Source organism: Filimonas effusa (assembly GCF_004118675.1).
GTDB lineage: Bacteria > Bacteroidota > Bacteroidia > Chitinophagales > Chitinophagaceae > Filimonas > Filimonas effusa.
On sequence record NZ_SDHZ01000001.1, the window covers coordinates 628,202 to 653,981 of the forward strand.

A 25,780-nucleotide genomic window follows, 5' to 3' on the forward strand; every position below is an offset into this window, starting at 1 on the left:
ATCTGCCATTTACCTGCCACTCTCATTGGTTTGAAATTTGTTTGGTATGCTATAACTATGAAAACAACGCTTATCCGTACCATCTTATCAGTGCTGCTGCTCACGCTTTGCTATTGTCAAAGCCGGGCACAGATCCCCGTACCCGCCGATACCACTAAAAATGCACCCGCAGCCCGCAGTGAACAAAGGCAGAGACTGCATCCCGATAGTGTAGCACAGCAATACGATGTCGGCAACCTTGCCAGCGCCATCTTCCATCCCGGCAGGAAAAGAGACAGTGTCTCCCGCAAATCTTCCGGTATCATAGTTATTCCCAATGTGGCCGCCAACCCCAGCATCGGCGCGCAGATAGGCATCAAAGCTGTAGCTGGACGGAAACTGGGAAAAGACCCTAATACGCTGTTGTCTGTAGCTGCAACCTCGGCCTCGATAACCACCAAGGGCATCATCTATTTTTATATCAGCCATAACGTCTACACCAACAGTAATAAATGGAATTTCCAGGGAAGCCTGGTTGCTGCCAAAACTGTTACCCCCGACTTTGGTCTGGGCATCGGCAAAGCACCCGCCGGCTCCGAAACCGATCAGATCCTCGCCAACGCCGATAGAAAACCACGCGCTCTGCATGGCCAGTTCTACAACTTCCGCGAAAAAGTGTATAAAGAAGTAAAGAAAAACCTTCTCGTAGGCGCCGGCGTCTCCTTCGATATCCGCCGCAAGCTCGACGAAAGGAACGCAGCGGGCACATTAACCCCCTACAACATTTACAGCGATAAATATGGCTTCGAAAGAGATCATTATATGGCGAATGGCCTTTTATTCAATGTGCAGTACACCACCCGCGATAACCAGAACCGCGCCTATAAAGGAATGTACCTCGATGCAGGTATCCGTATAAACCAGGAATGGATGGGTAGCACACGTAATGCCCTCCAGTTTACCGCTGATCTGAGAAAATACATCAGCCTTTCAGCCTACAATCCTGAACACGTGATTGCCTTATGGAACTGGGGTTCCTATCTTATCAGCGGCAGGGTTCCTTATCTCGAATTACCTGGTACCGCCAAAGATCCCGGCTCTAGAAGCGGCAGGGGATATACCATTGGTTATTTTAAAGGAGAAAACTATAACTATTCCGAGATTGAATACCGCTTCCCCATTCTCCGCAACAAATTCATCAGCGGCGTCACCTTCTTTCATCTGCAAACAGCTGATGATGACGCGGGTGCAAAACTCTTCCAGGTATGGCAGCCGGGGGGTGGGGCAGGGTTAAGGGTACTTTTCAACAAACATACACGTACCAACCTTTGCCTCGATTATGCGTTTGGGAAATACGGTGCGAAGGGCTTTTTCCTGGGTTTGAACGAAGCCTTTTGATTTTGAAAAATTACGGGTAAATTTATAGCACCTATTTAAAACCACGGTACTATGAATTACCTTCAGCTCTATGAAGCCCTTACAGGTCTCTTGCCTAAACGTATCAAAATAACCCTGATCAATTACAACACCGGTCAGGAAATTGGAATATTTAAAATAGACGCCTCAAATCTCCCCGAAGTTTTTGATAAACCATTGGTGATAGATATCGGCAACAAGCGCTGGCGCGTAATGCAGGCAGCGCCTAAAACCGCTGCCGACTACCTCTTCAGTAAAAAACTTATCCTGAAAGTGCAGGACGAATTACTGCCCGCCAATCTCCTGCCTTTCCAGGCTCCAACCACCGCCGCCGATAAGCCAGCTATCCTACCCCGCGAACCTGTTGATGCTGTTGCTAAAATAGCGTTCGATTCTAAATCAGTATTCGCGGGTGCGTCCTATAACGCTGCTATTCCATCAGTTACAGGTGAAATAGCCAAAGGCGGTTCTCAATCGCCGGATCCCTATATCCTGACAATCGAAGAAACCGACTGGCGCCAGGTAGAACTGGCTGCAGAAGACTGCCTCTCCGTAGTGACCATAGATCTTCATTCAGTACAACAATTGCTTTCAGAACAGCCCGATGCGCTTACCGGCTACCGGCAGCAACACACCCGCAGCCGGCAACTCACGCAAACACTTCTGATTCCCTGGAACAGCTTCCTCGACCAGCTCCATAAACCTGTTATCGGTCCATTGTATTTGCGCAGGTCGGGATGGGTGGAAAACGGCTTTACAATTGCTTCGGAACACCATACCTACTACGGGATCTCTACCAATGATCATATCCGGGTCCTGTGCCTGCCTGCAATGCCTGTAATGGACGATGAGCTCATGAACATAATGGAACACTTTAAATTGTTGCTGGTCGACTGGTGCGGCGCCTATTGTTTTGGCGGCATCACAAATCCATTTGAACCACAGAACAATGTGAAATGAACTTTATAGCAAAGCATACCGTTAATAAATACCGGAACTTTGTACTTAAAATAAAATCTGGAAAATGAATATCAGAGCAATAATAACCGGTGCAACAGGTATGGTAGGTGAAGGGGTATTGATGGAATGTTTGCAAAACCCAGATGTGGAATCCGTCCTCATCATCAACCGGAAAGCTTCGGGCTTTTCCCATCCAAAATTGCACGAAATAGTACATCGCGACTTCTTCGACCTGGAACCAATTGCAGCACAGCTCTCCGGTTATAACGCCTGTTATTTCTGCCTCGGAATTTCTTCCTTGGGCATCAGCCAGGAAGAATATAAACGCACCACGTTCGACCTGACAATGAATTTTGCCCGCCTGCTGGCAAAGTATAACCCCGACATGACATTTTGTTATGTATCGGGCGCTGGCACCGATAGCTCTGAAAAAGGACGTATTGCCTGGGCGCGCATAAAAGGTGCTACCGAAAACGCATTGGCAGAACTGTTCCCCGCTGCATATATGTTCCGCCCGGGATTCATGAAACCAACAGAGGGACAAAAAAATATCAAAAGCTTTTTCCGCTGGATCGCCTGGATGTACCCCTTAGGCCGTAAACTCTTTCCCGGCGGCTTCTGTACACTGAAAGAAGTAGGCCTGGCCATGATCAATGTGGTAAATAAAGGCTATCCCCGCCGCATCATAGAAGTAAAAGATATCGTAGCCCTTGCAGAAGGAAAAATCAGGTAACATATTGTATTTTGCCGCTTCATCTTAACAGAGCAACCTGTATTGGGCATGAAGCAATTATTTGAACACCTGCAGTTTTTTTACCAGCTCACAAAAGAAGCGCAACAGGCGCTGGAAGCTTCTTTTGAACATATTGTACTTCCGAAGAACGAATTCCTGGTAACAGAAGGAAAAATATGCAGGCGTATGTACTTCCTGCAGCAGGGATGCCTGCGCGGTTGCTATAATCTCGATGGCAAGGAAATTACACACTGGTTTGGATTCGAAAACGACTTCGTTACCTCTTTCCATAGCTTCATTACACAGGAACCCGCTGTCGAAAACATCCAGCTCATGGAAGGATCGGTTTTATGGGCTATCTCTAAAGAAGCGCTCACGGCGTTGTTCAATAAGCATCACGATATAGAACGGCTCGTTCGCATAGCCTATGAAAAATACTATATCCGCCTCGAAGAACGTTATGTGAACGCCCAGTTTAAAACCGCTACGGAACGTTACGAAAATCTCCTGCTCGAAAGACCGCATATCATAGAACGCGCACCGTTAGGGTATATCGCCTCTTACCTGGGGATCTCTCAGGAAACGCTCAGCCGTATCAGGGCCAGGCTTTAACATTTACCAGCCTAATTTTTGACAATAGTCAAAAATTAGCTTATCACGCCGCAATAGATTTGTTTTCATAAAGATGAATATATGGAAACAAAGATCAGACAACAGCCTTCCGCAGCCTTTATAGCAGCTTCCTGGATCGCCCTGCTCGCCGGCGTAGTGGCTTATAACATCGGCCTTTGGAATGCCGATATGGAACTCAACGAAAAAGGTTACTACTTTACCATATTGCTGTTTGGATTGTTCGCAGCAATCTCTGTACAAAAAGCAGTTCGTGACCAACTGGAAGGTATACCCGTTACTAACCTATACTATGGCCTGGCCTGGTTCTCTACACTGGTGGCTGTTCTGTTGCTTGTAGTGGGGCTATGGAATGCAACGCTTACCAGGAGCGAAAAAGGATTCTATGCCATGTCTTTTACGCTTAGCCTCTTCGCGGCAATCGCTGTTCAAAAGAATACCCGCGATATGAAAAATACCGAAAAGGAAGAACCCCGGAACCCCGCAGACTACAACAACCAGGGAAGGCTTTAAGCCTCCCTGGTGCTAAACAAATGCTAACCCTGCGCAGCCAGGTGATTGATAATACCGATAACATCCTGCTCTCCATAACCGGCATCATGAGCCGACTGGTAAGTGGCAACAAGCACCTCCGATAAAGGATAGTTCGCGCCCGCAGCAGTGGCCAGTAAAACATCTTTCAGCATAAGGTCCAGTGCAAATGCCGGTTTGTAATTGCCTTCCACCAGCAGGGGAGTCTTTACCCGCGTAGCGCCACTGCCACTTGCACTTTCATTAATGATCTCTAAAATATCCTTCCGCTCTATCCCCAGCTTGCCCGAAAACAGAACCGTCTCTGCCAGCCCTTGATATAATATGGAAATAAAGTAGTTCACCGATAGCTTTGCTGCAAGGCCCTTCCCGTTTTCACCAAGATGTTTGATCAGCTTACCCATCTTCTCCAGGTAGGGATACGCCCGCTTAACGGCGTCAGCAGAGCCGCCTGCCATGATCGTTAAACTGCCTTCAGTGGCAGGTTTGGTGCTGCCCGCAACGGGAGCGTCTATCAGCGAAGCGCCTTTAGCCTTTAATGCTTCCGCTATAGATAATGACAACGTTGGAGAAATAGTGCTCATGTCTACAAACAACTTGCCGCCTATCTCTTCTTTTACGATTTCATCATATACCGCCTTCACTGCCGCATCATTGGTCAGCATCGTGAAAACAATTGTACTATCCTGCACCAGCGCGCTTATACTGCTGCAAACAGTTGTTGTGGAAGCAAAACCTTTAGCCCTTTCTGCTGTTCTGTTATAGACCGATAAACTAAATCCAGCCCGCTCCAGGTTCATCGCCATAGGATGGCCCATGCTGCCAAGTCCTATAAATCCAAGCCTTTCTGTGCTCATAATATCGCTGTATTTTTATTGTTGTTTAAAACTCATATAAAGTTAAGCCTGCTTTTTTGTAAGCGTATAAAATTAGCAAATGAGCTGTACAACAAACCGCATTTGAACGTCATGACAAAACAGTTTAACCTTTCTCTATACATCTTTGTTATAGCCAAACAATCATAGTATGACAACTCAGAATAAAGACACACAGGTATTGGTAACAGGAGGTTCAGGTTTCGTCGGCAGCCATTGTATCCTGCAATTGCTGGCGCAGGGCTATCGTGTTAAAACTACCATCCGAAATCTTTCTAAGGCCGGTGCCGTTCGCGATATGCTCCGGGAAGGAGGCGCTACGGCACCCGACGCGCTTGCCTTTGCCGAAGCCGATCTTATGAACGATAAAGGCTGGAACGAGGCGGTGGCTGGATGCGACTATGTACTGCACGTAGCTTCTCCGTTTCCTGCCACCGTCCCGGCAGATGAAGATGAATTGATTATTCCCGCCACACGGGGAACGCTCAGCGTGTTGCGCGCCGCCCGCGATGCAGGTGTAAAAAGGGTTGTGGTGACCTCTTCCTTTGCCGCCGTTGGCTACAGCATCGATGCGGAGGATCATGTGTTTACAGAAGACGACTGGACTAATCCCAATGCAAACATCGCCCCTTATATAAAATCAAAGACCCTGGCAGAACGGGCCGCATGGAATTTTATCCGGCAGGAGGGAGGAAGCACAGCGTTAACAGTCATCAACCCCGTAGGTATCTTTGGGCCTGTACTGGGAAAAGATTACTCTACTTCTATTCAAATGGTTCAGGCGCTCATGAGCGGCAAAATGCCAGGCACCCCAAACCTTTCTTTTGGCGTGGTTGATGTGCGTGATGTCGCAGATCTGCACATCAAAGCAATGCTGCATCCCGATGCTAAAGACCAGCGTTTCCTGGCGGTAGCCGATGGCGGTGAAATGACCTTTCCCGAAATAGGAAGCATCTTGCATGAGTACAGCGCCAGCCTGGCAAAAAAAGTACCCCTGAATGTCTTGCCCAACTGGGTAGTAAAACTGGCATCTCTGTTCAAACCCGAACTGAAACAAATGGTCCCTTTCCTCGGTAAGAAGAAACTGATCTCTAACAACAAAGCAAAAACCTGCTTAGGCTGGCAACCCAGATCTAAAAAAGAAATGATCATTGATACGGCAGAAAGCCTCATTAAATTCAACCTGGTATAACTGAATGATACAGGCTGTAATAGCTTCGCAGCTTCTGTTTCTCCCCTTCAAATTCCGTATCTTGCCGTCATGTTAACACTCGACCAGTTAATAGCATGGGGAGGCCAGTTGCGCTCTTATCCTAAAGGAAAGATCATCTTTTTCGAAGGCGAAGAAGCGCAGTATTTCTATATGGTATCCTCAGGCAAGGTCAAAATGTTTAACAGCAACGACGAAGGAAAAGACTTTATCCAGGGCATCTTTTATGAAGGAGATAGTTTTGGCGAACCTCCTTTGTTTACCGAAGACAAACGTTACCCCGCTTCTGCTATTGCCGATGCCGATGCCGTGATAATACGACTGTCCAGGCAACAGTTCTTCGATAAGCTTCCCCAGCATTACGAAGCCCACCTGCAAATAACACAGGCGCTGGCCAACAGGCTGCGTTTCAAAACAATGGTATCGCACGAAATAGCGATTCATTCACCGGAACATCGCCTCCTTACCATGCTCCGTTACTACAAAAGCACCTATGGCCCCGAATCCGGCCCGTTCGAAATGAATCTCACACGCCAGGAACTCGCCGATCTCACCGGCTTGAGGGTAGAAACGGTGATCCGCGCAGTAAAAGAACTTGAACGCAAAGGGAAACTTAGCATCGAGAACCATAAGATCGTAATTCAGTAATTTTCCTCTTTTCGAAAAGCGATCGCTGCATGCTATGATTCAGATCATACAGCCTCATCGTATTGCATGGTAATCTTGCATAGTGAACAGGACGCAGCCACGCTGCAACACCCCTGGAACAGTTTACTAATATTAAATCGTATTGACTATGCAATGGCAAGCATCTGCTGCAGTATGGAGTGAAATTACCGTAGGACAAATAGTCGCCCAGGATATCCGCAAAGCGGAAATATTGAAATCAATGGGTATAGATTTCTGCTGCGGCGGCAAGAAAAAACTGAAAGACGTATGCGCTGAAAAAGAATTGGATCTCGAACAGGTAAAAGCAGCGCTTTCCGTAGCTCCCGCTACCGGGGGAGCCGATAAAAACGACTATGTGAATTGGAGCGCTTCTTTCCTGGTAGATTACATCTACAATCAGCACCACCTGTACTATTACAACAACCTTCCTCTCATCAACGAACTGTTGAATAAAGTGGCCGGTAAACATGGAGATCGTAACCCTGAACTGTTAAGGTTACACCGTTACTTCGGACAGCTGCAGCAGGAGTTGAATGAGCACTTCCTGAAAGAAGAACAGGTGCTGTTTCCTGCCATCAAACAACTGAGCGCAGCAGCCGGCAAAGGCAGCGTCGCCCAGGGTGCCATAAGCCTCAACGCCCCCATTGGCGTTATGGAAGCCGATCACGAAATGGCAGGCGAACTGCTCGAATCAATGGCATCCATTACCAACAACTTTACACCACCTCCCGGCGCCTGCAATAGCTATGCATTGTTATTCGCCAAACTCAAAGATCTTCGCGACGACCTGCACATGCATGTTCATCTCGAAAACAATATTCTCTTCCCCAAAGCCTTAGCCCTCCAGGAGCAAACGCTTGTTTCAGCCCATTTATAAGTTCGTGCCTGAATGATCGGCACATTCAAACGCCCCCTGACAGATCTGTTCTTTAAAAGAGAGCAGCCTGTCAGGTTTTTTATGTGCCATCCATCAACTGCTCCCATTCCCCACTCAACCATTTCCCCCCTGATCACTCTGCCATCTATTTCTTATATTTATCCCTATGAAAAAATCAATGCCATTTGAAAAGCTCCTGGTGCTTGCATTGTCTTTATGCCCGCTGCTAACCAGCGCGCAACAAAGCTTCAGCGTTAGAGGAAAAATAGATCAGTTGAAGGATGGTAATAAGGTCTTTCTTATATACCAGGTAGATGATAAGCAGATTGTCGATTCCGCAATTGTCCGGCAAAGTAATTTTGAATTTAAGGGAACATTACAATATCCTGTACGGTCAGTGCTTTGTCTTCACAAAAATCCATACCTGGCAAAACCCGGGAAAAGTGAAAAATACGACTTCTTTAAGTTTTACCTCGAGCCTGCTGCAATAGAACTAACTGCAGTAGATTCGCTTAAGCATATACGTATTGCAGGCTCCCCCGTCAATAGTCAGGATAGTGTCTTGAAAATGATGCTGCAGGAAAATGAAGCCAGATCCAAAGCCTTGAATGATGAATACGATGCCCTGCCAAAAGAAAAACAAAAAGATACGGCCGTCTTCAACTCCTTTGTAAAACGGGAACAGCAGATCTTTCAGGAGTCCTTTCAAATTCATCTGGCCTTTGCGCAAAAATATCCTGAATCTTACCTCGCACTCTTGTCCCTAACTAACATTGCTTCCCAGCCTGGTATGGCCGACGATGCAGAGAAAGCTTTTCAAAAGCTTCCCGGAAAATGGAAGAACGCTCCCTTGGGTAAAACCATTCCTATACGCCTGGCGGCAGAAAGAAATACAGGTATAGGAAAAACGGCCCCGGGCTTTGAACAAAAAACTGCCACAGGCACCACTGTGAAATTATCCGACTATAAAGGCAAATATGTCTTGATCGACTTTTGGGCAAGCTGGTGCGGCCCTTGCAGGCAGGAGAACCCCAACCTCGTAAAAGCATACAACACCTACCACTCGAAAGGATTGGAGATCCTCGGTATTTCCCTCGATGCAGCGGGTCAGCGCGACGCATGGCTTAATGCAATCGAAAAAGACCAGCTCTTATGGACACAGGTAACAGATCTCAAAGGATGGGATAACGATGCTGCTCTGATTTATGGCATACGTTCCATCCCCGCAAATTATCTGGTAGACCCTTCAGGAAAGATTGTCGCAAAAGATCTTCGTGGAGAAGCCCTGAATCGAATGCTCTCGGAATTGTTTAAATAGTCTGTTCAACCTAAACTTTTTTCGGATGGAAGCTAATATGTTGTCAACAAAACCGCACTATCCTGTCCTCGATGCATTGCGCGGAGTCGCCGCCATTACCGTGCTGGCTTTTCACATTTTTGAAATGCATGCCACCAGCCATCACGATCAGATCATTAATCACGGTTACCTCGCAGTAGATTTCTTCTTCCTGCTCTCGGGTTATGTGATCGGTTACGCTTACGACGACCGATGGCACCAGATGTCTATCGGCCAGTTCTTCCGCCGCAGGATAGAACGGCTGCAGCCTATGGTGATAATAGGAATGCTCATAGGCGGTGCTTTATATTATTTCCACGATTCTCCCGCATTCCCAAACATCCATGCAGTTCCCGTCTGGAAAATGTTGCTGGTTATGCTTGTCGGCTGCACACTGCTCCCGCTGCCCCCGTCTGCCGATATTCGGGGCTGGGGCGAAATGCATCCGCTGAATGGCCCCGGATGGTCGCTATTCTTCGAATACATAGCCAACATCCTTTATGGCCTGTTTGCAAGAAAATTATCTAAAAAAATATTGGCAATCGTAGTTGGACTGGCTGCCGCTATGCTCATTCATTATGCCGTTACAAGCAAAAACGGTGATATGGTAGGCGGCTGGACTTTCAACGAAACGCAGCTGAAAGTTGGCTTCACCAGGATGCTCTTTCCTTTTTTTGGAGGCTTGCTTTTATGCCGCACCGCAAAGCTCATAAAAGTGAAACACGCTTTCTGGCTATGTAGCCTCTTGTTGCTCGCTATCCTGGCAATGCCACGTATTGGCAGCAAGCAACAGCTATGGATGAACGGCCTTTATGAATCGCTGGCTATTGTGCTTGTCTTCCCGCTCATCGTTTATCTGGGGGCAAGCGCCGATGCAGCAACAGGTCGTTTCTCTTCCCGTATCACGAAATTCCTGGGCGATATATCATACCCCTTGTATATCACGCATTATCCTCTTATTTATACTTATGCAGCATGGTGGAGCAGGCAGCCAAAAGGCACACCGGCAAAGGAAGCATTGCCCGCCGCACTTTTATGCTTCTTCTCTGCGCTCATCATCGCATATGCTTGCCTTAAACTTTACGATGAACCGGTAAGGCGTTGGCTGAAACGCAAAGCGTTGAAAACAGTTACCGCTTAAAAGGGACTAAAGTATTTTGCATAGCAGTATCCTGAATGCAGTTGAACTCCGGTCCGGTAAAAAAGGCCGGAGTTCATTTTATTGTCCCTACTGTGTACCGGCATCCCCATAGTGCACAGCTTAACGGGTGGCATAGTTTCTTTATGTTTCTTACTAAAATGTATTGCTCATGATCAGGAAAGTAGGGGACAGGGAAGATACTCTCATCGGTAAAGTTGTAGTTATCACAGGCGCGTCCAGCGGGGCAGGCCGTTGTATTGCATTGCAGCTTGCAGAACGGAAAGCGCATCTGGTATTGGCAGCCCGTAATCTGGCGGTTTTAGAGGAATTGGCACTCCTGTGCCGTGATTTCGGTGCAGAGGTCCTGGTAATAGAAACAGATGTAACTGATTATAACGCAATGCAATCACTGGCGCTGAAAGCCTTTGAATGGAAACAGTGTATCGATGTATGGATAAATAACGCCGGTGTACTGGCTGCAGGTTCCTTTGAAGAAATGCCTTGGGAAAGCCATGAAAAAGTGGTACATACCAACCTGTTGGGGTATATGAGCGCTGCGCATGTTGTCCTCCCTTATTTTAAAAAGCAGAAGGCAGGAATGCTTATCAATAACATCTCTGTCGGAGGGTTTATTCCAGTGCCTTTCGCAGGTGCTTACACGGCAGCAAAGTTTGCATTGAGAGGCTTTTTTGAGTCGCTGAAAGGCGAGCTGGCAGGCTGGCATGATATTCATATTGTGGATCTTTTTGCTGCGTTTCTTGACACACCCGGGATACAGCATGCTGCCAATTACACCGGCAAGGTCCTGAAACCTGCCCCGCCGGTGTCTCATCCCCGCGTAATTGCCAGGGCAGTGGAAGCAGCCATTCGTCATCCCCGGATCCCCGCCCGCTATCCCGGTACAGGTGCATTGCTGTTTAAAGTTGCCTACTCAGTTATGCCTCATTTGCTCACAAGGTTCACAGCCGCAATAATGAAAACCTATTTCGCCAATGCACCGCCCGCAGTCAATACGAATGGAAATCTTTTCGATACGGTCCACTTCTCCATGGCAGTTAATGCTGGTGCAGATGCCACCCGGCAAAAGCCAAAACAATGGGTGCGATCGGGTCTTCTTTATACAGGAATAGCCTTAAGCCTGTACCTGCTTTTGGGAAAGCGTAAACTGGCATAACCATCACGTTAATCATTAAATCCTGTTCTATGGTAACTGAACAAAAAAAATTGGGTGTTGCAGTAGTGGGCCTGGGAAAATATTGCCGCGAAGAATTGATGCCGGCATTACAACAAACGCAAAGCTGCTTTCTCGCAGGCATTGTTACCGGCCATGACGATAAAAAACAGGAGATCCAACGGCAATACGCGCTTGAAGAAAAAAATTGCTATACCTATGATACCTTTGATGATATAGCTGATAACCCCGGAATAGATATTGTTTATGTCGCCTTGCCCAATGCCATGCACGCCGAATATGTGATAAGAGCGGCTAAAGCAGGTAAACACGTTATTTGCGAGAAACCACTCGCACGTAATCTCAACGAATGTTATAATATGGCCAGCGCTGTTGAAGAAGCCGGCGTGCGCTGCTCCATGGGATATCGCCTTCATTTCGATCCTTATCACCAGGAATTGATGCGCTTGGGCCAGCAGCAGGTCTTTGGCGCAATAAAGGAGATGACGCTCCTTAATAGTATGAAAATAACGGACCCGGCCGCATGGCGGTTAAATAAAGATCTCGCCGGCGGAGGCCCCCTCATGAACAATGGTATTTACTGCGTACAGGCTGCAATGTATATCTCAGGACAGTTACCGGTTGCCATATTAGCCGAATATCTGCCCGCAACAGATAAAAGGTCGCTTCGCGGGGTAGAAGAAGGTATCCGCTGGCAAATGGATTTCGACTCAGGAATGACAGCAGCCTGCGAAACCGGCTTCTCAAAAAACCAAAACCTCATCCAGGTTCAGGCAGAAACCGGTTGGTTTGAACTCGCTCCGGCATTTGAATACAGGGGACTTAAAGGCGCATTCTCCGGAGGCTTAATTCACTTCCCTGAAGTCAACCAGCAGGCCAGGCAAATGGATGATTTTGCCGAATGCATTATCTACAACAAACCCAGCCGTGCACCTTTGAATATGGGTATCCGCGATATGAAGATCGTCGAGGCTATTTATGAATCCGCTGAGTCGGGCAAGCGTATTCAACTAAACCTCTCCGAATATGCTTTCCTGCCTGAGATCTGATAGTAGCAGATCAATCTGCTTCAAAGCTTCCTCTCAGGTAAACCCCCGTTATATTCAAATACAGGATCGAAATCTGCCGATTGCATATACGACAATATCGATCGGTATAGCTGGTTAGCCGCTGCATACTGTAATAATTTAGGCAGCTCTGCCATACATACCAGCAATTTGCCGCCGCCTGCACGGAACTCGAAAATAAGCCCCAGCTTATGATTGCGCTGTAAATTATCTATCACCTGAACCAATGGTTTAAAAGAAGATGGCGTTTGATCTAATATCAGCGGGCGACTTCCTTTTACAATGGAAAACCATTGCCAGTTAGTATGAAAATCAGTTGGAAACAACTTGAATAAAGGGTGCTCCGGGTTCATCAATAATCCCAGCGTACCCGGCGATACCGGTTTCCTGGAAGATTCACTGATGCTTTTGAACATTTCCCAGTTCCAGAACTCAGGTGGAAACAGTCCGGGCAGGCTGTTGTCCTTTACATCCGCTGCTTCCGGGAATAGCAATACCTTCCCGCCCTTTGCCAGTAACGCTTTCGCTTTATCGTCATACTTCGATGTTACTAGTATGTCACCCGCCTTAACGGCTTCCTGTACCTCTGGATACACCCATATAGGATAACTGTTGGTGTATCCGTGATCCTTCATGAATAGGTTCAGTTGTAATCTTGTAGCCGTTGCTATTTTTTCAAATGGAATAGTAATAACCCCGGCTGTGGTAAGTCCTCCTTTGGGCAGGCTGGCCGGTTGTAATACACCCTGGGCAATCACATCCGCACCCTGCCTCATCTCCCAGTTTACAGGTCCGGGAAAGTGTTTATTACTGTAATTGGCTACGCGCACCTTCGCATGAAACTGTTCGCCGTTGGTCCATACATATTTGGGAAATTCCGCCAGCAATGTCACATCATTGCATGATTGCAGCCACTCCTTTGAACTGATGACGTTTTTGCTATCCATGAATGCGTCCAGGATGCCTACCAATGCAGTTCCTTGTCCCGGGAAGTCCTGCAGATCAAGTAATTGAAATCCTCCAAATCCTTCCGTCCGTAATGCCGCTTCCATTTCCGCTTTGTAACAAAGGGCCGCCCAGGCGCCGGACGCCTTCTGAAAGTCTCCTGCCTGCGCTATCATACCGGCCTTTTGTAGTCTGTTGCGGAAAATCTCGAGATTCCACGGCTTTAATACACCTGTATATTTCGTGACTTCACTGTAATCGGGATATACCTGGTATTGTCCTGTCTCATGGCTGATAATAGGTACTTTTAACTGCGATACCGCGTATCGAAAGTTGAGCATGGTCGATGGCTGCCTGGTATTTAGTAACCCGCCTTCCCTCGAATCCGGGAAAGCATGTGTAAGCCTGGTATGTGTTAGTATGGTATCTCCGGCCGAAGGCGTACGTGCTCCTACAAAAAAGTCGGAACCAACGGAAGGCGGGTAATACCCGATATTCACATTCGATCCCAGTGTATACAAAGGCCGGCTATCGTATTGTTTCAAGGCTGCTATATTGCGCTCCGCTCGTTTATGACCACCCCATATTTCATTCCCATGCGAGAATAGCACAAAAGAAGCATGATTGGCGTAATATTTCAGCATCCCCCTGCCTTCCTGTTTCAGCTTTTCTGCAACAGTATCACTGTCCAGCCCACCCCAGAACGGCAGCTCCACCTGGAGATACATCCCGGTACGGTCTGCTGCAGTAAAAGCAGCTTCCGGTGGACAATAGGAATGAAAACGATAGTGGTTGATGCCATATGATTTAGCGATATTGAACACGCGCAGCCAGCCTTCAACATCCATAGGAGGATGACCGGTAAGCGGAAATACACATGCATCATGTTTACCCCGGAGAAAACAGGTATTCCCATTAATGTTGAATTGGGTGCCCCTGGCTTCAAACCGGCGCATGCCAAAGCTGGCAGACAAGGCATCTTCCGTTTTACCGGTTTTAACGATGGCTGTCAACTCATATAACGGTTGCCGGTATTCATCCCATAAACTGCAGTCTTCCGCCAGCGAATGATTGATGACAATCACTGAATCCTGGGTTGTCAGCGGAATATATACGGGCAGCAATTGCCTGATAGTATCATGCTCCTGTTTTTTAATTAGCAGCTTTACCATTGCCTGTTGCTTGCTGCCGGTGTTTGCCAGCCGCATCCTTATTTGTACGCTTTGTTTGGCTATATCGGGGTATACCTGCAGGTCTTTAATATATTGCTGCGCAGAAGCTTCCAGGAACAGCTGGCCTATAATGCCGTTCCAGTTGGTCTGTGTATCGTCGGAGTAAATATGCACATTGCCATAAGGAGTTAATTTCAGGCTGTTGTCAACTCTTATCGTTATAAAGTGCTCGCCCGGGGTAAGCTGGCTGCTGATATCAAACTCCTGCGGCGATTGTAACAAACACGAACTGCCTGCGGCTTTCCCGTCAATCCACACCATTGTGCTTTTGGTGCGCTCCAATAACAACCTGCTGTGTTTTTGGCGGAATGATTTGGGTATGATAACTTTTTTGCGATACCAGGCGGCACCCTCATAAAGGTATAAACGGTTAAGATGCATGGTGCTGGTATCCTTATTCAGCCTGCCCTTATGGCCTTCATCCATGGTGCCCGGCAACGATATCCGGTCAGGCAGGTCTTTTAAAAACCATCGCTCCTGTATGCCTTTATTGGCAGCGTCAATGGCAAACTGCCATTCTCCTTTCAGGTCTATTCGCTGGCGATAATCACTGGCAGCAGCACTGGCAAAAGGCTCCTGCGCACAAACTGAAAAGCTGGTAAGAACAAGCAACGCAAAACTGAGGTATTTCATAATGCTGAAAGTTAACGTAAACCTGCCGCCGTAGTACCCCCTGTATTAAACGGCCTAAAAAAATACCATAAACTGCTAAAAGAGTATGATGTTCAATTCAACCGCATTTATGTTCAGTACACCCTGATTCTCTCTGTAGATCATAGGATTGTATCGCATTTTTGACCTGTTAAAAACAAGCAACTATGCGTTATATGATCTCCGCTTTTATCCTTGCACTGCTCTGTTCATTGGCAGCTTTCGCCAGGCCCGATAATGATCCAATCCTGGGAAAATGGACAAATGCCTCGGGTAACCGTGTCATCGAATTTGTGAAAAACGGAGATGGCTTCGATGCCATTATCCGTAAAGCCGAAGATAGCTCCCTCATCGGTAAAAAGCAAATCTCTGGCTTGCATAAAAAGAACAGTACAACATACTCCGATGGTACGCTCTACCTGGTTAACCAGGGTAAAACAGCAGCATGTTCTGTCGTAATGAGTAGTCCCGATCTTATTCAACTAACAGGTAAAATGGGGCTTTTTGCAAAATCACAGCAATGGAAAAGACTGAAAAGCTGAACTGAAACAATATCGGATGAATAAATATCTCTTGGCAATAAGCTTGCTGCTGCTGGGGCCTGTAGCAAAAGCACAAATTCACTTTAGCGCTCTGACCGATGTAATGGCTTATGCCGATAAGCATGCCGTAACGATCAGGACTTCGGAGATGGATCAGCAAATTGCACGATCCAAGCAAAAAGAAGCCAGTGCTTTTCTTTATCCTGCACTCAATGCCAACGCGGGGTTTAACGACAATCTTACGTTGCAGCCTACACTTGTTCCGGAACAGTTGTTTAATCCCGCAGCGCCCGATGGCAGCTTTAAGGAAATGACATTTGGTAAACAATACCTTTATTCAACAGGCTTACAGGCACAATGGAACCTCGTCGATTTTCAGAAGCTTTTTGCCCGCAAAACAGCTTCCATACAATATGCTGCCGGCCTCGCTAATACTGCCAGGGTTCGCTTCAATACATACAATCAGCTGGCGTCTACCTATTATGCTATTTTGCTTACGCGTTATTCCCTCGGATTGTATGAACGGAACCTGGCTGCTACAAAAGAAATGCTGCTGGGCGCAGAAGATAAATATGCAAGAGGTGTGATTAGTGAAGCCGATCGTAACCTGGTGGCGATAGAGCACCTGCAGAACGAGAAAAATGTCAACGGCAGCAGGCAGGACCTGGAATTGCTGGTGAAACAGTTGCAGGGGCAACTGAATACCAGCGACACTATAAGTACAGATGCAGATACGCTTCAGGCGCCTATACTTCAGGCCCCCGGCCAAATCGCACAATGGCCCATCCATCCTGATGTTCGCTGGCAACAGTTGGAAGTTGAGTTGGCAAAATCGGCATTGAACGAAACAAGGTCGTTGAACTATCCTTCCCTGGGTATAACTTATCAGTATAATCATAATTGGGCAACCAATTCATTCATGGACTTTTCATCGGCGAACCATCTGCCGCAGCAATATATTGGCCTGCGTTTAAATGTTCCTCTTTTTACTGGCTTCTCAACAAAGCAGAAAATAGTGCAGTCCGGCCTGCTGCTACAACAACAGCAGTTACAGTTGCAGGCGTTGCAGCATTCTAAGGCAAAAGAAGATGAGATCCTCGTGCTGCAATATGAACAGGCGCAGATGCAATGGAAAAAGGATAAGGATATTCTGGAGCTTCAGGAAAAGAACGACTATCATATTGCCAGGCAATACCAGGAGGGTATCATCAGCATAGACACCCGGATGGACAAATACCGCAACCTGCTGGCGGCACAAAATACTTATTTGCAAAGCTTATCCAACCTTACACTTGCACAGTACAAAATTTACATCAGACAGATAAATGATCCTTCCAATGAAAAAAAATAGCCTTTTCAGTTTTATGCGTTCGGGCTTAGTACTGCTGTTGTTATGGGGTATGTTACTTCAGGTCACTTCTTGTAAAAATGTGGAAACGGTATCTCCGGTACGTAAAGACCTGGAACTGGCTGTCTTTGCCAACGGATTTGTTGAACGGGATGAAGAATATACCGTTTCTGCCAATGCCGCTGGCGTTCTCCATGGTCTTGTGGTCGGAGAAGGTGATTCGGTAAATACAGCGACGATACTGGCCACTGTTGATGATGACGCGCAATTGAGCGAATTAAAGCAATCTCAGCTGATTTATGAAGATGCCAGGAAGAATGCAGGAAATAATTCAACGCAACTGGCTCAGCTGCAACAACAGTTGGCACAGGCTACCGCTCAGCTGGGATTAGACGAAGCAAATTACCTGCGTTACAAAGATCTTAATGCAACCAGCTCTGTATCCCGCCTCGACTTCGATAAAGTAGAACTGCAATACAGGAACTCATTGCATAATCTCGAAATAGTACAGCAGAAGTACGATGAAACAAAAGCTGCTCTTCGCCTGAACGCTAACACCAGCTTGTATCAGCTGAATACCCGTAAGGCTGTATTGAACGATTACCGCATCAAAGCCGGTAATGCCGGCACTGTCATCAGTATCTATAAAAGAAATGGTGAAATGCTGCGCTCCGGTGATGCGGTTGCTAAAATTGGCAGCGGCGGTTATCTGCTCAAACTTTATGTTTCAGAAGATGATATCGTAAAAGTACGGCTGCAGCAACAGGTGGCCGTTCATCTTAATACTTACCCCGATAGTGCCTTTACTGCCGCCGTAACAAAGATTTATCCCGGGTTCGATAACAGCCAGCAGTCTTATATCGTGGAGGCCCGCTTTAAATCGTTACCGGAACAATTGTTCTCCGGCACCCAACTGCAGGCAAATATCAAAGTGGAGAAGAGAACGAATGTACTGGTGGTGCCTTCCCGCTATTTGCTGAAAAATAGTACGGTTCAACTAAAAGACGGTACATCCAAAGCCGTTACCACAGGTGCAAAAGACGATCAGTGGACCGAGATCATAACAGGTTTGTCCGAAGCTGATCTTATTAGGATGCCCCAAAATTAAAATACATGAATACTGATTATAAAATTGCCTGGGTACACCTTACCTCTAGATTCAGACAGCTTATGGTGGCCACGCTTAGTGTAACATTCGGTATTTCCATGTACATCTTCATGAACAGCTTTATGTCGGGTGTTAACGATACGCAAACCGATATCACATTTACTTCCATGGCGCATATTCGCATTTATAACGAACTGCCTTCTGCACCACCTCTCCCCATATCAGCGAAGTCTGCCGGCAATAGTACCATTCAGATCCTGAACAATGCCCGTAACATCAGGTATTCCGAAGGTATTAAGAATGTAGATCCTATAGTGGCTGCCGCAACACGGCTTCCGGAGGTGCAAAGTATAACCACGCAGCTTAATCAGAATGTGTTCATCCGTAATGGCGTTACAAAAGTAAGCGCCGCTCTGTCGGGTATCGATGTGCCGAATGAAGATGCAGTCTTTCATATGTCTGAATATATGACCGAAGGGAACCTGTACGAACTCGACAGGAGAACGGATGCCATAGTGCTTGGCGTTGGCCTCGCAAGGAATATCGGCGTTAAAACCGGTGATAATATTTCGCTTACCACCGCTGGTGGCGTAACACGCAATTATAAACTCGTTGGCTTATTCCAGACGGGGTCCATGGGCACCGACCGCAGCAAAGCCTTGATCTCCATTCATGCAGCACGCCAACTTCTTTCCCAGAACAGGAGTTATGCAACTGATATCCTCGTCAACATCAGGGACTACAACAAAGCAAAGCTGCTCGCAAAAAAGTTGGAGCCTTTAACCAGCTTTAAAGTAGAACCCTGGCAGGAAGGCAATAGTCAGCTCGATTCAGCCAATACGCTCCGCGATATCACGGCTATGGCAGTATCCCTCACCATTCTCATCGTAGCAGGCTTTGGTATCTATAATATTATGAACATGACGGTGAACGAAAAGATCAGGGAAATTGCCATCTTGAAAGCTATGGGCTTCAATGGCAGGGATATAGTGACGATTTTCCTGACACAGTCGGTTGTTATAGGCGTAATTGGCGGGCTGCTGGGACTTATACTTGGATTCGCTATTTCAAAACTGGTAAGCAAAATACCCTTTAAGATCGCTTCTCTCTCTACGCTGCCAATCAACTTTAACTCCAATGACTATATCATGGCTTTTTTGTTTGGCATCATCGTCACATTTCTGGCAGGGTACTTCCCGGCAGCCAAAGCATCGAGGGTCGATCCGGTAGATATTATCAGGGGATAGATAAATGACCAAATTATTTTGTTATGAATGTACTCTCAGCGAAAAATATCACGAAGTACTTTAATACGCCGGAACCCTTTAAAGTATTGAAAGATGTCTCCTTTGAAGTGGAGAAGGGCGAATTCGTTTCCGTTGTCGGTAAGTCCGGCTCTGGCAAATCAACCCTGCTTTACCTGCTTTCAACAATGGATACCGATTACGAGGGCGAAATTGTGATCAATGGTTCTACTGTTACTAATAAAAGCCAGAACGCCCTTGCAGCTTTTCGCAACGAACATATCGGTTTTGTTTTCCAGTTTCACTACCTGCTTCCGGAGTTTACACTCCTCGATAATGTGATGTTACCAGCCCTTAAACTCGCACGTAGATCAAAAACCGAAATTGAAGCCCGCTCCCTCGAACTGTTGGATATGCTTGGCCTCAAAGGACATGAACGTAAAAAGGCCTCGAACCTTTCTGGTGGACAACAGCAACGTGTAGCTATCGCCCGCGCTCTTATAAATGACCCCACGATCATCATGGGTGATGAGCCTACGGGCAACCTCGACTCCAGGAATACGAAGATTGTGTTCGACATCTTTCGCGACCTGGCAAGAGAAAAAGGACAAACCATCATTATTGTAACACACGACGATGAATTTGCAGCCAACAGCGACCGGATCATAGAGTTGATGGATGGAGAAGTAGTTAGCGCAACTAAATAGCAGAGGTGTATGAACTTTTAACCCAAATAAACTAATAACTGGTTATGTACAAACTACTCATAACATTATTCCTATCTGCGCTGCTGCCCGTAGCAGGTATGCGGGCGCAGCAGCTTCCTGTCTTTAGCATCGACTATAACAGCAGCACTCTCAAAAATGATTCGGTCAAAGGCGCTCTGAAAGGCCTGCAGGCTTCGCTGAACATACCGCTTATCCATTCGTCAGGGAACACCTTCGGAACCAGGATCCAGTATCAGTCAGCCCGCTTTAGCGGGTTAACCAGCAGGTTGAATGAACAGTTGAGCGGTTTGGATCTTCATGTCTTCCTGCAAAGAAAATGGGACGAAAAACATCAGCTCTATCTTTTTGCACAGGTAGGGGCTTATTCCGATTTTAAGGACCTGGATACAAAGGATTTCAGATTCCTGCTGGGGGCACGCTACCTGGTAAAACATTCCGATAAATTATCTACAGGGTGGGGACTGGCATACGCCCGCCAGTTTTTTGGACACCAGATCAATCCTTTCATAGCCATCAATTATGCATTTACGCCCAGGTTGAAACTAAGTGGTTTGCTGCCTATTCGCCCCGTATTGACTTATGAAATTAATGATCGCATTTCCTGGGTGAATGAAATAAATGGTAATGTAGAAAGCTACCGCCTTTCCGCTTCCGTACATAATAATGCCTTTATTCAGTATTCGGGATGGAAGGTGAAAAGCACTTGTCGTTACCTGGTGGGCAAACACCACCGCTTTTCAGCTGGTCTCGGGTTTAGCCGTCAAAGCACGGCGTTCTTTAACGACGATGCGCAAAATAACTGGAAGATCTTTACCATCAATCTCTCTCAGAAGAATGCGCCCGTAGAAACATTGAAAACAAAAGGACTGCTGTTTTCGTTGGGATACGACTTTGTGTTGTAGTAAACCAGGGTTTGGTAAATTTGCAGATATTCTTAAATAATAGTGAAAGCCGGAAATAATCATATTCTTCCAATCGCACTCGCAGTATTGCTGCCGGGGCTCAACTTCTTTTCCAATGCCGAACTGGAGTTGCCAATAGCCGTACTCCTTAAGAGATGGTGCTACGCAGCCGCTTCTCTCTACATACTATGGCACGTAATATGGCTGGTGTCGGCATATACAAGTAAGAAAACCCGTTGGTTCCTGCTTCCCGCCGCTATCCTGCTGTCTGCTTTTTTATTGTACCAGTTGCTTTCATTGCCGGTTTTCTTTCCTCATGTTGCCGTACGGCCGCTTTCCTTTAAAGTCTTGTCTGCCTGCCTGGTGATTCTTATTATCCAATATTCGCTGAAAGCAAGCGCTAGCATAGGCCATCTGCAGGTTGAAAAAGAACAGTTGCTGGCTGAGAAATATAAAATGCAGTTGCAGGAATTACGAACCAGGGTCGATCCGCATTTTCTTTTTAATACGCTTAATACGCTTCGTAGCATGATCCGTAAAGGAAATCCCGAATCTGAAAGATTCGTGATGAACTTGTCCGGGTTTTATCGCCAGACGCTCAGGTATAACGAAGCTGCCGTCGTATTGTTAAAAGATGAAATAGATGTGCTCAATGCTTATCTCTTTCTGATCAAAACCCGTAACGAAGGTGCCGTGCAAACTTCTATTAATATACAGGTAGGATGGCTGCAATATGCGCTGCCGGCGCTCAGCCTCCAGGTGGTCACAGAAAACTGTTTTAAACACAATCGTCAGTCTGCTGCCGATCCGCTGCAAATCGAGATCTTTACTACACAAGAGGGTTGTATCACAGTGAGAAATACCTTGCTGCCTAAATTCTCTATGGTCGAAAAATCGGGTTATGGCCTCAAAAATATCTTAACCATGTATGAATTGCTTGGCGTAAAGGATGGCTTAACTGTTAATCAGACAAACCAATACTTCGAGGTAACATTAAAACTCATAAAGCCGTGAATATACTGGTTGTAGAAGACGAAAGCCACACCGCTGACCTTCTCAAAGAGGTCATAGAACAGCAGGGTGATTTTATAGTTGTCAATATCCTCGACTCTATCGTAGCCACAGTAGCATATCTTATCAGGCATCATGACGAAATTGATCTTATCTTCCTCGATATCCAGTTGTCAGACGGATTAAGTTTTGAGATCTTTAAATACGTGGATGTTCATATTCCCGTGATCTTTTGTACGGCATATGATGAATACACATTGCAGGCAATTAAGAACAACGGTATAGATTATATCCTTAAACCCTTTGAAGAGGAAGAGGTTTGTCAGGCTTTGAAGAAATATAGAAACCTGCTGAATGCCGTCCATAAAACCACCATTTTATCTCCCTTATTCCCGCCGTCGGCTGGTATAACCTGGCAGGAAAGCTTTCTCGTGCAACAACGTGAAAAGACGATAGTCGTAGAAACAACTGCCGTTGCGGCTTTTGCTATCGAACATGAAATGCTTTATCTCTATACTTTTAAAGGAGAAAAGTATCCGTTGTTTAAAAAAATGGATTACCTCGAATCTGCGGTTAATCCCGCTTTATTCTTTCGTATCAACCGGCAAATGCTCGTAAATAAAGAGGCCATTACATCTATGGAGCCATGGTTTAACCGCAAGATGATCTTGAATTTAAAGGTGATGCTCCAGGAAAAAGCTATTGTCAGCCGTCTCAAAGTCTCTCTGCTGAAAGAATGGCTGGAGAAAGGAGTAGGATAGACGCCATGAAAACATCATGTTAAAGTAATCTGCCCGCCTGCTTTAACTGTTTTATTATCATTTAAAATCAGCATATTTGTATACGTTTACAAATAATGAATGCCAGACGGGATAGTCTGATGCGTTGTGATCTGATTATTCAAACCATCTCCTTCCTTACAGCCTTTCAGTTTATTGCGTTTTATTCCAAATCCACCACCTGTAGTTATCATGAAGTGTTCAGTTATAACAGGATCCGGCAGTTATTTGCCCGCTGTCTTAAAACCTAATAGCGATTTCCTGCACCAGCAGTTTTTCGCCGAAGATCATTCGCCCGTAAAAAATAACGGCCAGGTGGTTATCGATAAATTCCAGGCCATTACAGGTATCAGGGAACGAAGATATGCCGCTGATAGCGATAATACCTCCGACCTTGCAATCATTGCCGGCGAAAAAGCGATCAATGATAGTGGAATTGACAGGGAAAGCCTCGATCTCTTAATTGTAGCGCACAACTTCGGCGATGTCTCAGCCAACCTGACCCAGGCCGATACAGTACCTGCCCTCGCCAGCCGCGTAAAAGCAGGACTTGGGATAAAAAATCCCGCCTGTATCGCCTTCGATACGCTGTTCGGCTGCCCCGGCTGGTTAATGGCCATTATGCAGGTGGAAGCTTTTTTTAAAGCAGGTATGGCCGGTAAAGCGCTTGTAATAGGTGCCGAAACGCTGTCACGTGTTTACGACCCTTTCGACAGGGATAGCATGATCTTCAGCGATGGGGCAGGAGCGGTGATCATGGAAGCAAAAGAAGGGAATGCAGCCGGTATCGTCGCCTGTCATGCGGTAAGCCATTGTGGAGAAGAATTGCACTACCTGGCCATGAGCCCCTCTAATAATCCCGATGAAGCGCAGGAGGTAAAACATCTGAAAATGAAAGGGCGGAAAGTATATGAATATGCCTTGAAACACGTTCCGGGTGCCATGAAAACCTGTATGGATAAAAGCGGCATACCGGTTTCTGAGGTGAAAAAGATCTTTATTCATCAGGCTAATGAAAAAATGGACGATGCCATACTAGCCGCTTTTTATAAGCTTTATGGCCTCGAAGCCCCTGAGAATATTATGCCTATGTGTATCCAAAAGCTGGGCAATAGCTCTGTGGCAACTATCCCCACACTTTACGATCTTGTGAAAAAGAACCATTATCCCCAGCATAAACTGGAAGCTGGGGATGTGATACTTTTCGCATCCGTAGGCGCCGGCATGAATATTAACGCCGTCTGCTACAGATGCGCTTAGTAAGCTCTATTTAAATGCCGTTACATTCAAGGCCACGGGACCCTGTGGCCCTTTGCCTGTCTCAAATAAAACCTTGTCATTTTCTTTGACAGGGAACGACAACTCATTAATGTGCACAAACACACGCTCCTGGGTTTCAAGATCATTGATGAATCCAAATCCCTTCTGGTGGTTGAAATAACTGATAACGCCGGTCCTTGGTCCCTCAGCAGGCCTGTCTTCCGACTTTGGAATGCTGATCTGGATATCCTCGGCAGCAAAAACCTTTTTCTTTGATGGGTCTGTAGGCACATCCGTAAGGTTGCCGTCTTCGTCAAGGTAAACCATCATATCATCAAGGCTTTTCTTGTTATCCTTGTTGTTTTTGCGCTCTTTCATCTTCTCCTGCTTGTCTTGCTGCTTCTTAAGACGCTGTTTCTCTTTTTCTCTTTTACTAAATGTCTCCTGGGATTTTGCCATATTTTGTTTTTGGTGAATCCTGCAATGCAGGAATTATTGTTTGATTTATTGGATAGCCCTTAAAATTTGCTGCCGGGGTTGCCATATCCAGCTTCATTAGCAATAATGAAGAATACGCTGAATTAACCTGGAAACTTGTTCTGCGAAATAGAATGGCCTGCTCCGGAAGTAAAAAGTATATAAAGATACGAATAATTATTTTAAGCGCAACTTCCGGGGAACCGCCCTCCTGCTCCGTTTTCCCTACTTTTAGGTTGCTGCTTAATATTTTTACAAAATGGAGATCGGAAACAACAGGATACCCGGCATCCGGGTAGAAAATATCGGAACAAAACAAAAGCCGAGGAATGTCATCAAAGGCGTTGTCTCATTGTCCTGCTGGAATGACCACTTTTTGTACGAAGAAGCCGACAGGTTGATGAAAACAAAAGTGGTTACAGACGGCCTCATCGCACTATGGATAGATAGTGAAACGGGAATAGATGATAAATTTAACTTATCCGATGAACAGGTGAATACCTATTCCTTTTTGGTCGAAAACCAGCTGAAGCTCAGGCAGTCCATGCTCGATGAGTTGAAAAAGCAATTCCCGCGCCTGCTTTCCGGCGAATATGCCTCCTGGGAACAGGATGCCCCCTTTTTTTCCAGGCTTCCCGATCTGACGCCGGAATTTGATTTCAAAAGCTATATAGGGCCTGCCTCTATAACCATCTGCAAGGATGTAAAGGACGGCGCAGCATATGTTATCTGGAATTTCAGGTGCCTGTGGGATACCGAACATAGCCTGGATTTTATTACACACAACGAAAGGGTGATAGAAATTGCACCCGAAGCAGATCCCTGGACGATCTACAGGGATAATGGTACTTATGAACAAAAGAACAAAGCATATAAAGATAAAATAAGCACCCTCACCTTTCCCAAACAAAAAAAATGGTGGCAATTCTGGTAAACA

Annotated in this window: 25 protein-coding genes; 22 read left to right on the forward strand and 3 right to left on the reverse strand. The window is 46.2% G+C overall.

Features of this window, described 5'->3' with window-relative positions; translation table 11 throughout:
- The first annotated feature begins 57 nt into the window (after positions 1 to 57).
- From ESB13_RS02345 to yiaA, 5 genes are all read left to right on the forward strand, one after another.
- Positions 58 to 1,377, forward strand: coding sequence for a BamA/TamA family outer membrane protein (locus ESB13_RS02345; protein WP_129001428.1), 1,320 nt, complete (start codon positions 58 to 60; stop codon positions 1,375 to 1,377).
- A gap of 51 nt (positions 1,378 to 1,428) precedes the next feature.
- Positions 1,429 to 2,355, forward strand: coding sequence for a hypothetical protein (locus ESB13_RS02350; RefSeq protein WP_129001429.1), 927 nt, complete (start codon positions 1,429 to 1,431; stop codon positions 2,353 to 2,355).
- A 64-nt stretch (positions 2,356 to 2,419) separates the two neighbouring features.
- Positions 2,420 to 3,088 (forward strand): NAD-dependent epimerase/dehydratase family protein, encoded by a 669-nt coding sequence (locus tag ESB13_RS02355; protein WP_129001430.1) that lies wholly within the window; start codon positions 2,420 to 2,422, stop codon positions 3,086 to 3,088.
- A gap of 48 nt (positions 3,089 to 3,136) precedes the next feature.
- Positions 3,137 to 3,700: a Crp/Fnr family transcriptional regulator gene (locus tag ESB13_RS02360; protein ID WP_129001431.1), complete on the forward strand. Its 564-nt coding sequence runs from the start codon at positions 3,137 to 3,139 to the stop codon at positions 3,698 to 3,700.
- Positions 3,701 to 3,781: 81 nt separating this feature from the next.
- A complete protein-coding gene (gene yiaA / locus ESB13_RS02365) occupies positions 3,782 to 4,231 on the forward strand; it encodes an inner membrane protein YiaA (RefSeq protein ID WP_181955285.1) in 450 nt (149 codons plus the stop codon).
- Positions 4,232 to 4,254: 23 nt separating this feature from the next.
- Here yiaA and ESB13_RS02370 read toward each other — a convergent pair whose 3' ends face one another.
- A complete protein-coding gene (locus tag ESB13_RS02370) occupies positions 4,255 to 5,106 on the reverse strand; it encodes an NAD(P)-dependent oxidoreductase (protein ID WP_129001432.1) in 852 nt (283 codons plus the stop codon).
- A gap of 169 nt (positions 5,107 to 5,275) precedes the next feature.
- Here ESB13_RS02370 and ESB13_RS02375 point away from each other — a divergent pair, with 169 nt between their 5' ends.
- The 7 genes from ESB13_RS02375 (at position 5,276) to ESB13_RS02405 (ending at position 12,598) form a co-directional block, all read left to right on the forward strand.
- The gene (locus ESB13_RS02375) at positions 5,276 to 6,316 is read left to right on the forward strand and encodes an SDR family oxidoreductase (RefSeq protein ID WP_129001433.1); all 1,041 of its coding nucleotides are present in this window, start codon (positions 5,276 to 5,278) and stop codon (positions 6,314 to 6,316) included.
- A gap of 69 nt (positions 6,317 to 6,385) precedes the next feature.
- Complete coding sequence (locus ESB13_RS02380; protein ID WP_129001434.1) at positions 6,386 to 6,982, forward strand: Crp/Fnr family transcriptional regulator; 597 nt, start codon at positions 6,386 to 6,388, stop codon at positions 6,980 to 6,982.
- Positions 6,983 to 7,130: 148 nt separating this feature from the next.
- Positions 7,131 to 7,880 (forward strand): iron-sulfur cluster repair di-iron protein, encoded by a 750-nt coding sequence (gene ric / locus ESB13_RS02385; RefSeq protein ID WP_129001435.1) that lies wholly within the window; start codon positions 7,131 to 7,133, stop codon positions 7,878 to 7,880.
- A gap of 166 nt (positions 7,881 to 8,046) precedes the next feature.
- Complete coding sequence (locus tag ESB13_RS02390) at positions 8,047 to 9,198, forward strand: TlpA disulfide reductase family protein (protein ID WP_129001436.1); 1,152 nt, start codon at positions 8,047 to 8,049, stop codon at positions 9,196 to 9,198.
- A 25-nt stretch (positions 9,199 to 9,223) separates the two neighbouring features.
- Entirely contained in the window at positions 9,224 to 10,357 is a 1,134-nt protein-coding gene (locus ESB13_RS02395) for an acyltransferase family protein (protein ID WP_129001437.1), read from the forward strand.
- A 169-nt stretch (positions 10,358 to 10,526) separates the two neighbouring features.
- Positions 10,527 to 11,531, forward strand: a complete 1,005-nt coding sequence (locus tag ESB13_RS02400; protein ID WP_129001438.1) for an SDR family oxidoreductase — start codon at positions 10,527 to 10,529, stop codon at positions 11,529 to 11,531.
- Between the two features lie 29 nt (positions 11,532 to 11,560).
- Positions 11,561 to 12,598: a Gfo/Idh/MocA family protein gene (locus ESB13_RS02405; RefSeq protein WP_129001439.1), complete on the forward strand. Its 1,038-nt coding sequence runs from the start codon at positions 11,561 to 11,563 to the stop codon at positions 12,596 to 12,598.
- A 20-nt stretch (positions 12,599 to 12,618) separates the two neighbouring features.
- Here the strand turns inward: ESB13_RS02405 and ESB13_RS02410 are convergent, their stop codons facing one another.
- Positions 12,619 to 15,426, reverse strand: a complete 2,808-nt coding sequence (locus ESB13_RS02410) for a sugar-binding domain-containing protein (protein ID WP_129001440.1) — start codon at positions 15,424 to 15,426, stop codon at positions 12,619 to 12,621.
- Between the two features lie 185 nt (positions 15,427 to 15,611).
- Between ESB13_RS02410 and ESB13_RS02415 the strand changes: the two genes are divergently transcribed.
- The 9 genes from ESB13_RS02415 (at position 15,612) to ESB13_RS02455 (ending at position 24,366) form a co-directional block, all read left to right on the forward strand.
- Entirely contained in the window at positions 15,612 to 15,986 is a 375-nt protein-coding gene (locus ESB13_RS02415) for a DUF2147 domain-containing protein (RefSeq protein WP_129001441.1), read from the forward strand.
- Positions 15,987 to 16,002: 16 nt separating this feature from the next.
- A complete protein-coding gene (locus tag ESB13_RS02420; RefSeq protein ID WP_129001442.1) occupies positions 16,003 to 17,337 on the forward strand; it encodes a TolC family protein in 1,335 nt (444 codons plus the stop codon).
- Complete coding sequence (locus tag ESB13_RS02425; RefSeq protein WP_164974069.1) at positions 17,324 to 18,442, forward strand: efflux RND transporter periplasmic adaptor subunit; 1,119 nt, start codon at positions 17,324 to 17,326, stop codon at positions 18,440 to 18,442. Before ESB13_RS02420 ends, ESB13_RS02425 begins: the two co-directional genes overlap by 14 nt.
- Before the next feature lie 5 nt (positions 18,443 to 18,447).
- On the forward strand, positions 18,448 to 19,689 hold the full coding sequence (locus ESB13_RS02430) for an ABC transporter permease (RefSeq protein WP_129001444.1): 1,242 nt from the start codon (positions 18,448 to 18,450) through the stop codon (positions 19,687 to 19,689).
- Between the two features lie 23 nt (positions 19,690 to 19,712).
- Positions 19,713 to 20,393, forward strand: a complete 681-nt coding sequence (locus tag ESB13_RS02435) for an ABC transporter ATP-binding protein (protein ID WP_129001445.1) — start codon at positions 19,713 to 19,715, stop codon at positions 20,391 to 20,393.
- 44 nt (positions 20,394 to 20,437) lie between these two features.
- Positions 20,438 to 21,316, forward strand: coding sequence for a DUF6268 family outer membrane beta-barrel protein (locus tag ESB13_RS02440; protein ID WP_129001446.1), 879 nt, complete (start codon positions 20,438 to 20,440; stop codon positions 21,314 to 21,316).
- 42 nt (positions 21,317 to 21,358) lie between these two features.
- Positions 21,359 to 22,330, forward strand: coding sequence for a sensor histidine kinase (locus ESB13_RS02445; protein ID WP_129001447.1), 972 nt, complete (start codon positions 21,359 to 21,361; stop codon positions 22,328 to 22,330).
- Positions 22,327 to 23,088 carry a LytR/AlgR family response regulator transcription factor gene (locus tag ESB13_RS02450; protein WP_129001448.1) on the forward strand — a complete coding sequence of 254 codons (762 nt, stop codon included), beginning with the start codon at positions 22,327 to 22,329 and terminating at the stop codon, positions 23,086 to 23,088. The genes ESB13_RS02445 and ESB13_RS02450 overlap by 4 nt, the downstream gene beginning before the upstream one ends.
- 210 nt (positions 23,089 to 23,298) lie before the next feature.
- The gene (locus ESB13_RS02455) at positions 23,299 to 24,366 is read left to right on the forward strand and encodes a 3-oxoacyl-ACP synthase III family protein (RefSeq protein WP_129001449.1); all 1,068 of its coding nucleotides are present in this window, start codon (positions 23,299 to 23,301) and stop codon (positions 24,364 to 24,366) included.
- A 6-nt stretch (positions 24,367 to 24,372) separates the two neighbouring features.
- Here ESB13_RS02455 and ESB13_RS02460 read toward each other — a convergent pair whose 3' ends face one another.
- On the reverse strand, positions 24,373 to 24,825 hold the full coding sequence (locus tag ESB13_RS02460) for a cold-shock protein (protein WP_129001450.1): 453 nt from the start codon (positions 24,823 to 24,825) through the stop codon (positions 24,373 to 24,375).
- Between the two features lie 277 nt (positions 24,826 to 25,102).
- Here ESB13_RS02460 and ESB13_RS02465 point away from each other — a divergent pair, with 277 nt between their 5' ends.
- The gene (locus ESB13_RS02465; protein ID WP_129001451.1) at positions 25,103 to 25,777 is read left to right on the forward strand and encodes a DUF6985 domain-containing protein; all 675 of its coding nucleotides are present in this window, start codon (positions 25,103 to 25,105) and stop codon (positions 25,775 to 25,777) included.
- The last annotated feature ends 3 nt before the right edge of the window (positions 25,778 to 25,780 follow it).

Excerpts from the sequence above, each read along its gene's own strand:
- ESB13_RS02400 (WP_129001438.1), top strand. The coding sequence starts at position 10,527 with ATGATCAGGAAAGTAGGGGACAGGGAAGATACTCTCATCGGTAAAGTT.
- ESB13_RS02360 (WP_129001431.1), top strand. The coding sequence starts at position 3,137 with ATGAAGCAATTATTTGAACACCTGCAGTTTTTTTACCAGCTCACAAAA.
- ESB13_RS02435 (WP_129001445.1), top strand. The coding sequence starts at position 19,713 with ATGAATGTACTCTCAGCGAAAAATATCACGAAGTACTTTAATACGCCG.
- ESB13_RS02465 (WP_129001451.1), top strand. The coding sequence starts at position 25,103 with ATGGAGATCGGAAACAACAGGATACCCGGCATCCGGGTAGAAAATATC.
- ESB13_RS02460 (WP_129001450.1), bottom strand. The coding sequence starts at position 24,825 with ATGGCAAAATCCCAGGAGACATTTAGTAAAAGAGAAAAAGAGAAACAG.
- ESB13_RS02375 (WP_129001433.1), top strand. The coding sequence starts at position 5,276 with ATGACAACTCAGAATAAAGACACACAGGTATTGGTAACAGGAGGTTCA.
- yiaA (WP_181955285.1), top strand. The coding sequence starts at position 3,782 with ATGGAAACAAAGATCAGACAACAGCCTTCCGCAGCCTTTATAGCAGCT.
- ESB13_RS02395 (WP_129001437.1), top strand. The coding sequence starts at position 9,224 with ATGGAAGCTAATATGTTGTCAACAAAACCGCACTATCCTGTCCTCGAT.
- ESB13_RS02440 (WP_129001446.1), top strand. The coding sequence starts at position 20,438 with ATGTACAAACTACTCATAACATTATTCCTATCTGCGCTGCTGCCCGTA.
- ESB13_RS02405 (WP_129001439.1), top strand. The coding sequence starts at position 11,561 with ATGGTAACTGAACAAAAAAAATTGGGTGTTGCAGTAGTGGGCCTGGGA.
- ESB13_RS02420 (WP_129001442.1), top strand. The coding sequence starts at position 16,003 with ATGAATAAATATCTCTTGGCAATAAGCTTGCTGCTGCTGGGGCCTGTA.
- ESB13_RS02355 (WP_129001430.1), top strand. The coding sequence starts at position 2,420 with ATGAATATCAGAGCAATAATAACCGGTGCAACAGGTATGGTAGGTGAA.
- ric (WP_129001435.1), top strand. The coding sequence starts at position 7,131 with ATGCAATGGCAAGCATCTGCTGCAGTATGGAGTGAAATTACCGTAGGA.
- ESB13_RS02380 (WP_129001434.1), top strand. The coding sequence starts at position 6,386 with ATGTTAACACTCGACCAGTTAATAGCATGGGGAGGCCAGTTGCGCTCT.
- ESB13_RS02425 (WP_164974069.1), top strand. The coding sequence starts at position 17,324 with ATGAAAAAAAATAGCCTTTTCAGTTTTATGCGTTCGGGCTTAGTACTG.
- ESB13_RS02410 (WP_129001440.1), bottom strand. The coding sequence starts at position 15,426 with ATGAAATACCTCAGTTTTGCGTTGCTTGTTCTTACCAGCTTTTCAGTT.
- ESB13_RS02390 (WP_129001436.1), top strand. The coding sequence starts at position 8,047 with ATGAAAAAATCAATGCCATTTGAAAAGCTCCTGGTGCTTGCATTGTCT.
- ESB13_RS02430 (WP_129001444.1), top strand. The coding sequence starts at position 18,448 with ATGAATACTGATTATAAAATTGCCTGGGTACACCTTACCTCTAGATTC.
- ESB13_RS02455 (WP_129001449.1), top strand. The coding sequence starts at position 23,299 with ATGAAGTGTTCAGTTATAACAGGATCCGGCAGTTATTTGCCCGCTGTC.
- ESB13_RS02350 (WP_129001429.1), top strand. The coding sequence starts at position 1,429 with ATGAATTACCTTCAGCTCTATGAAGCCCTTACAGGTCTCTTGCCTAAA.
- ESB13_RS02345 (WP_129001428.1), top strand. The coding sequence starts at position 58 with ATGAAAACAACGCTTATCCGTACCATCTTATCAGTGCTGCTGCTCACG.
- ESB13_RS02370 (WP_129001432.1), bottom strand. The coding sequence starts at position 5,106 with ATGAGCACAGAAAGGCTTGGATTTATAGGACTTGGCAGCATGGGCCAT.
- ESB13_RS02415 (WP_129001441.1), top strand. The coding sequence starts at position 15,612 with ATGCGTTATATGATCTCCGCTTTTATCCTTGCACTGCTCTGTTCATTG.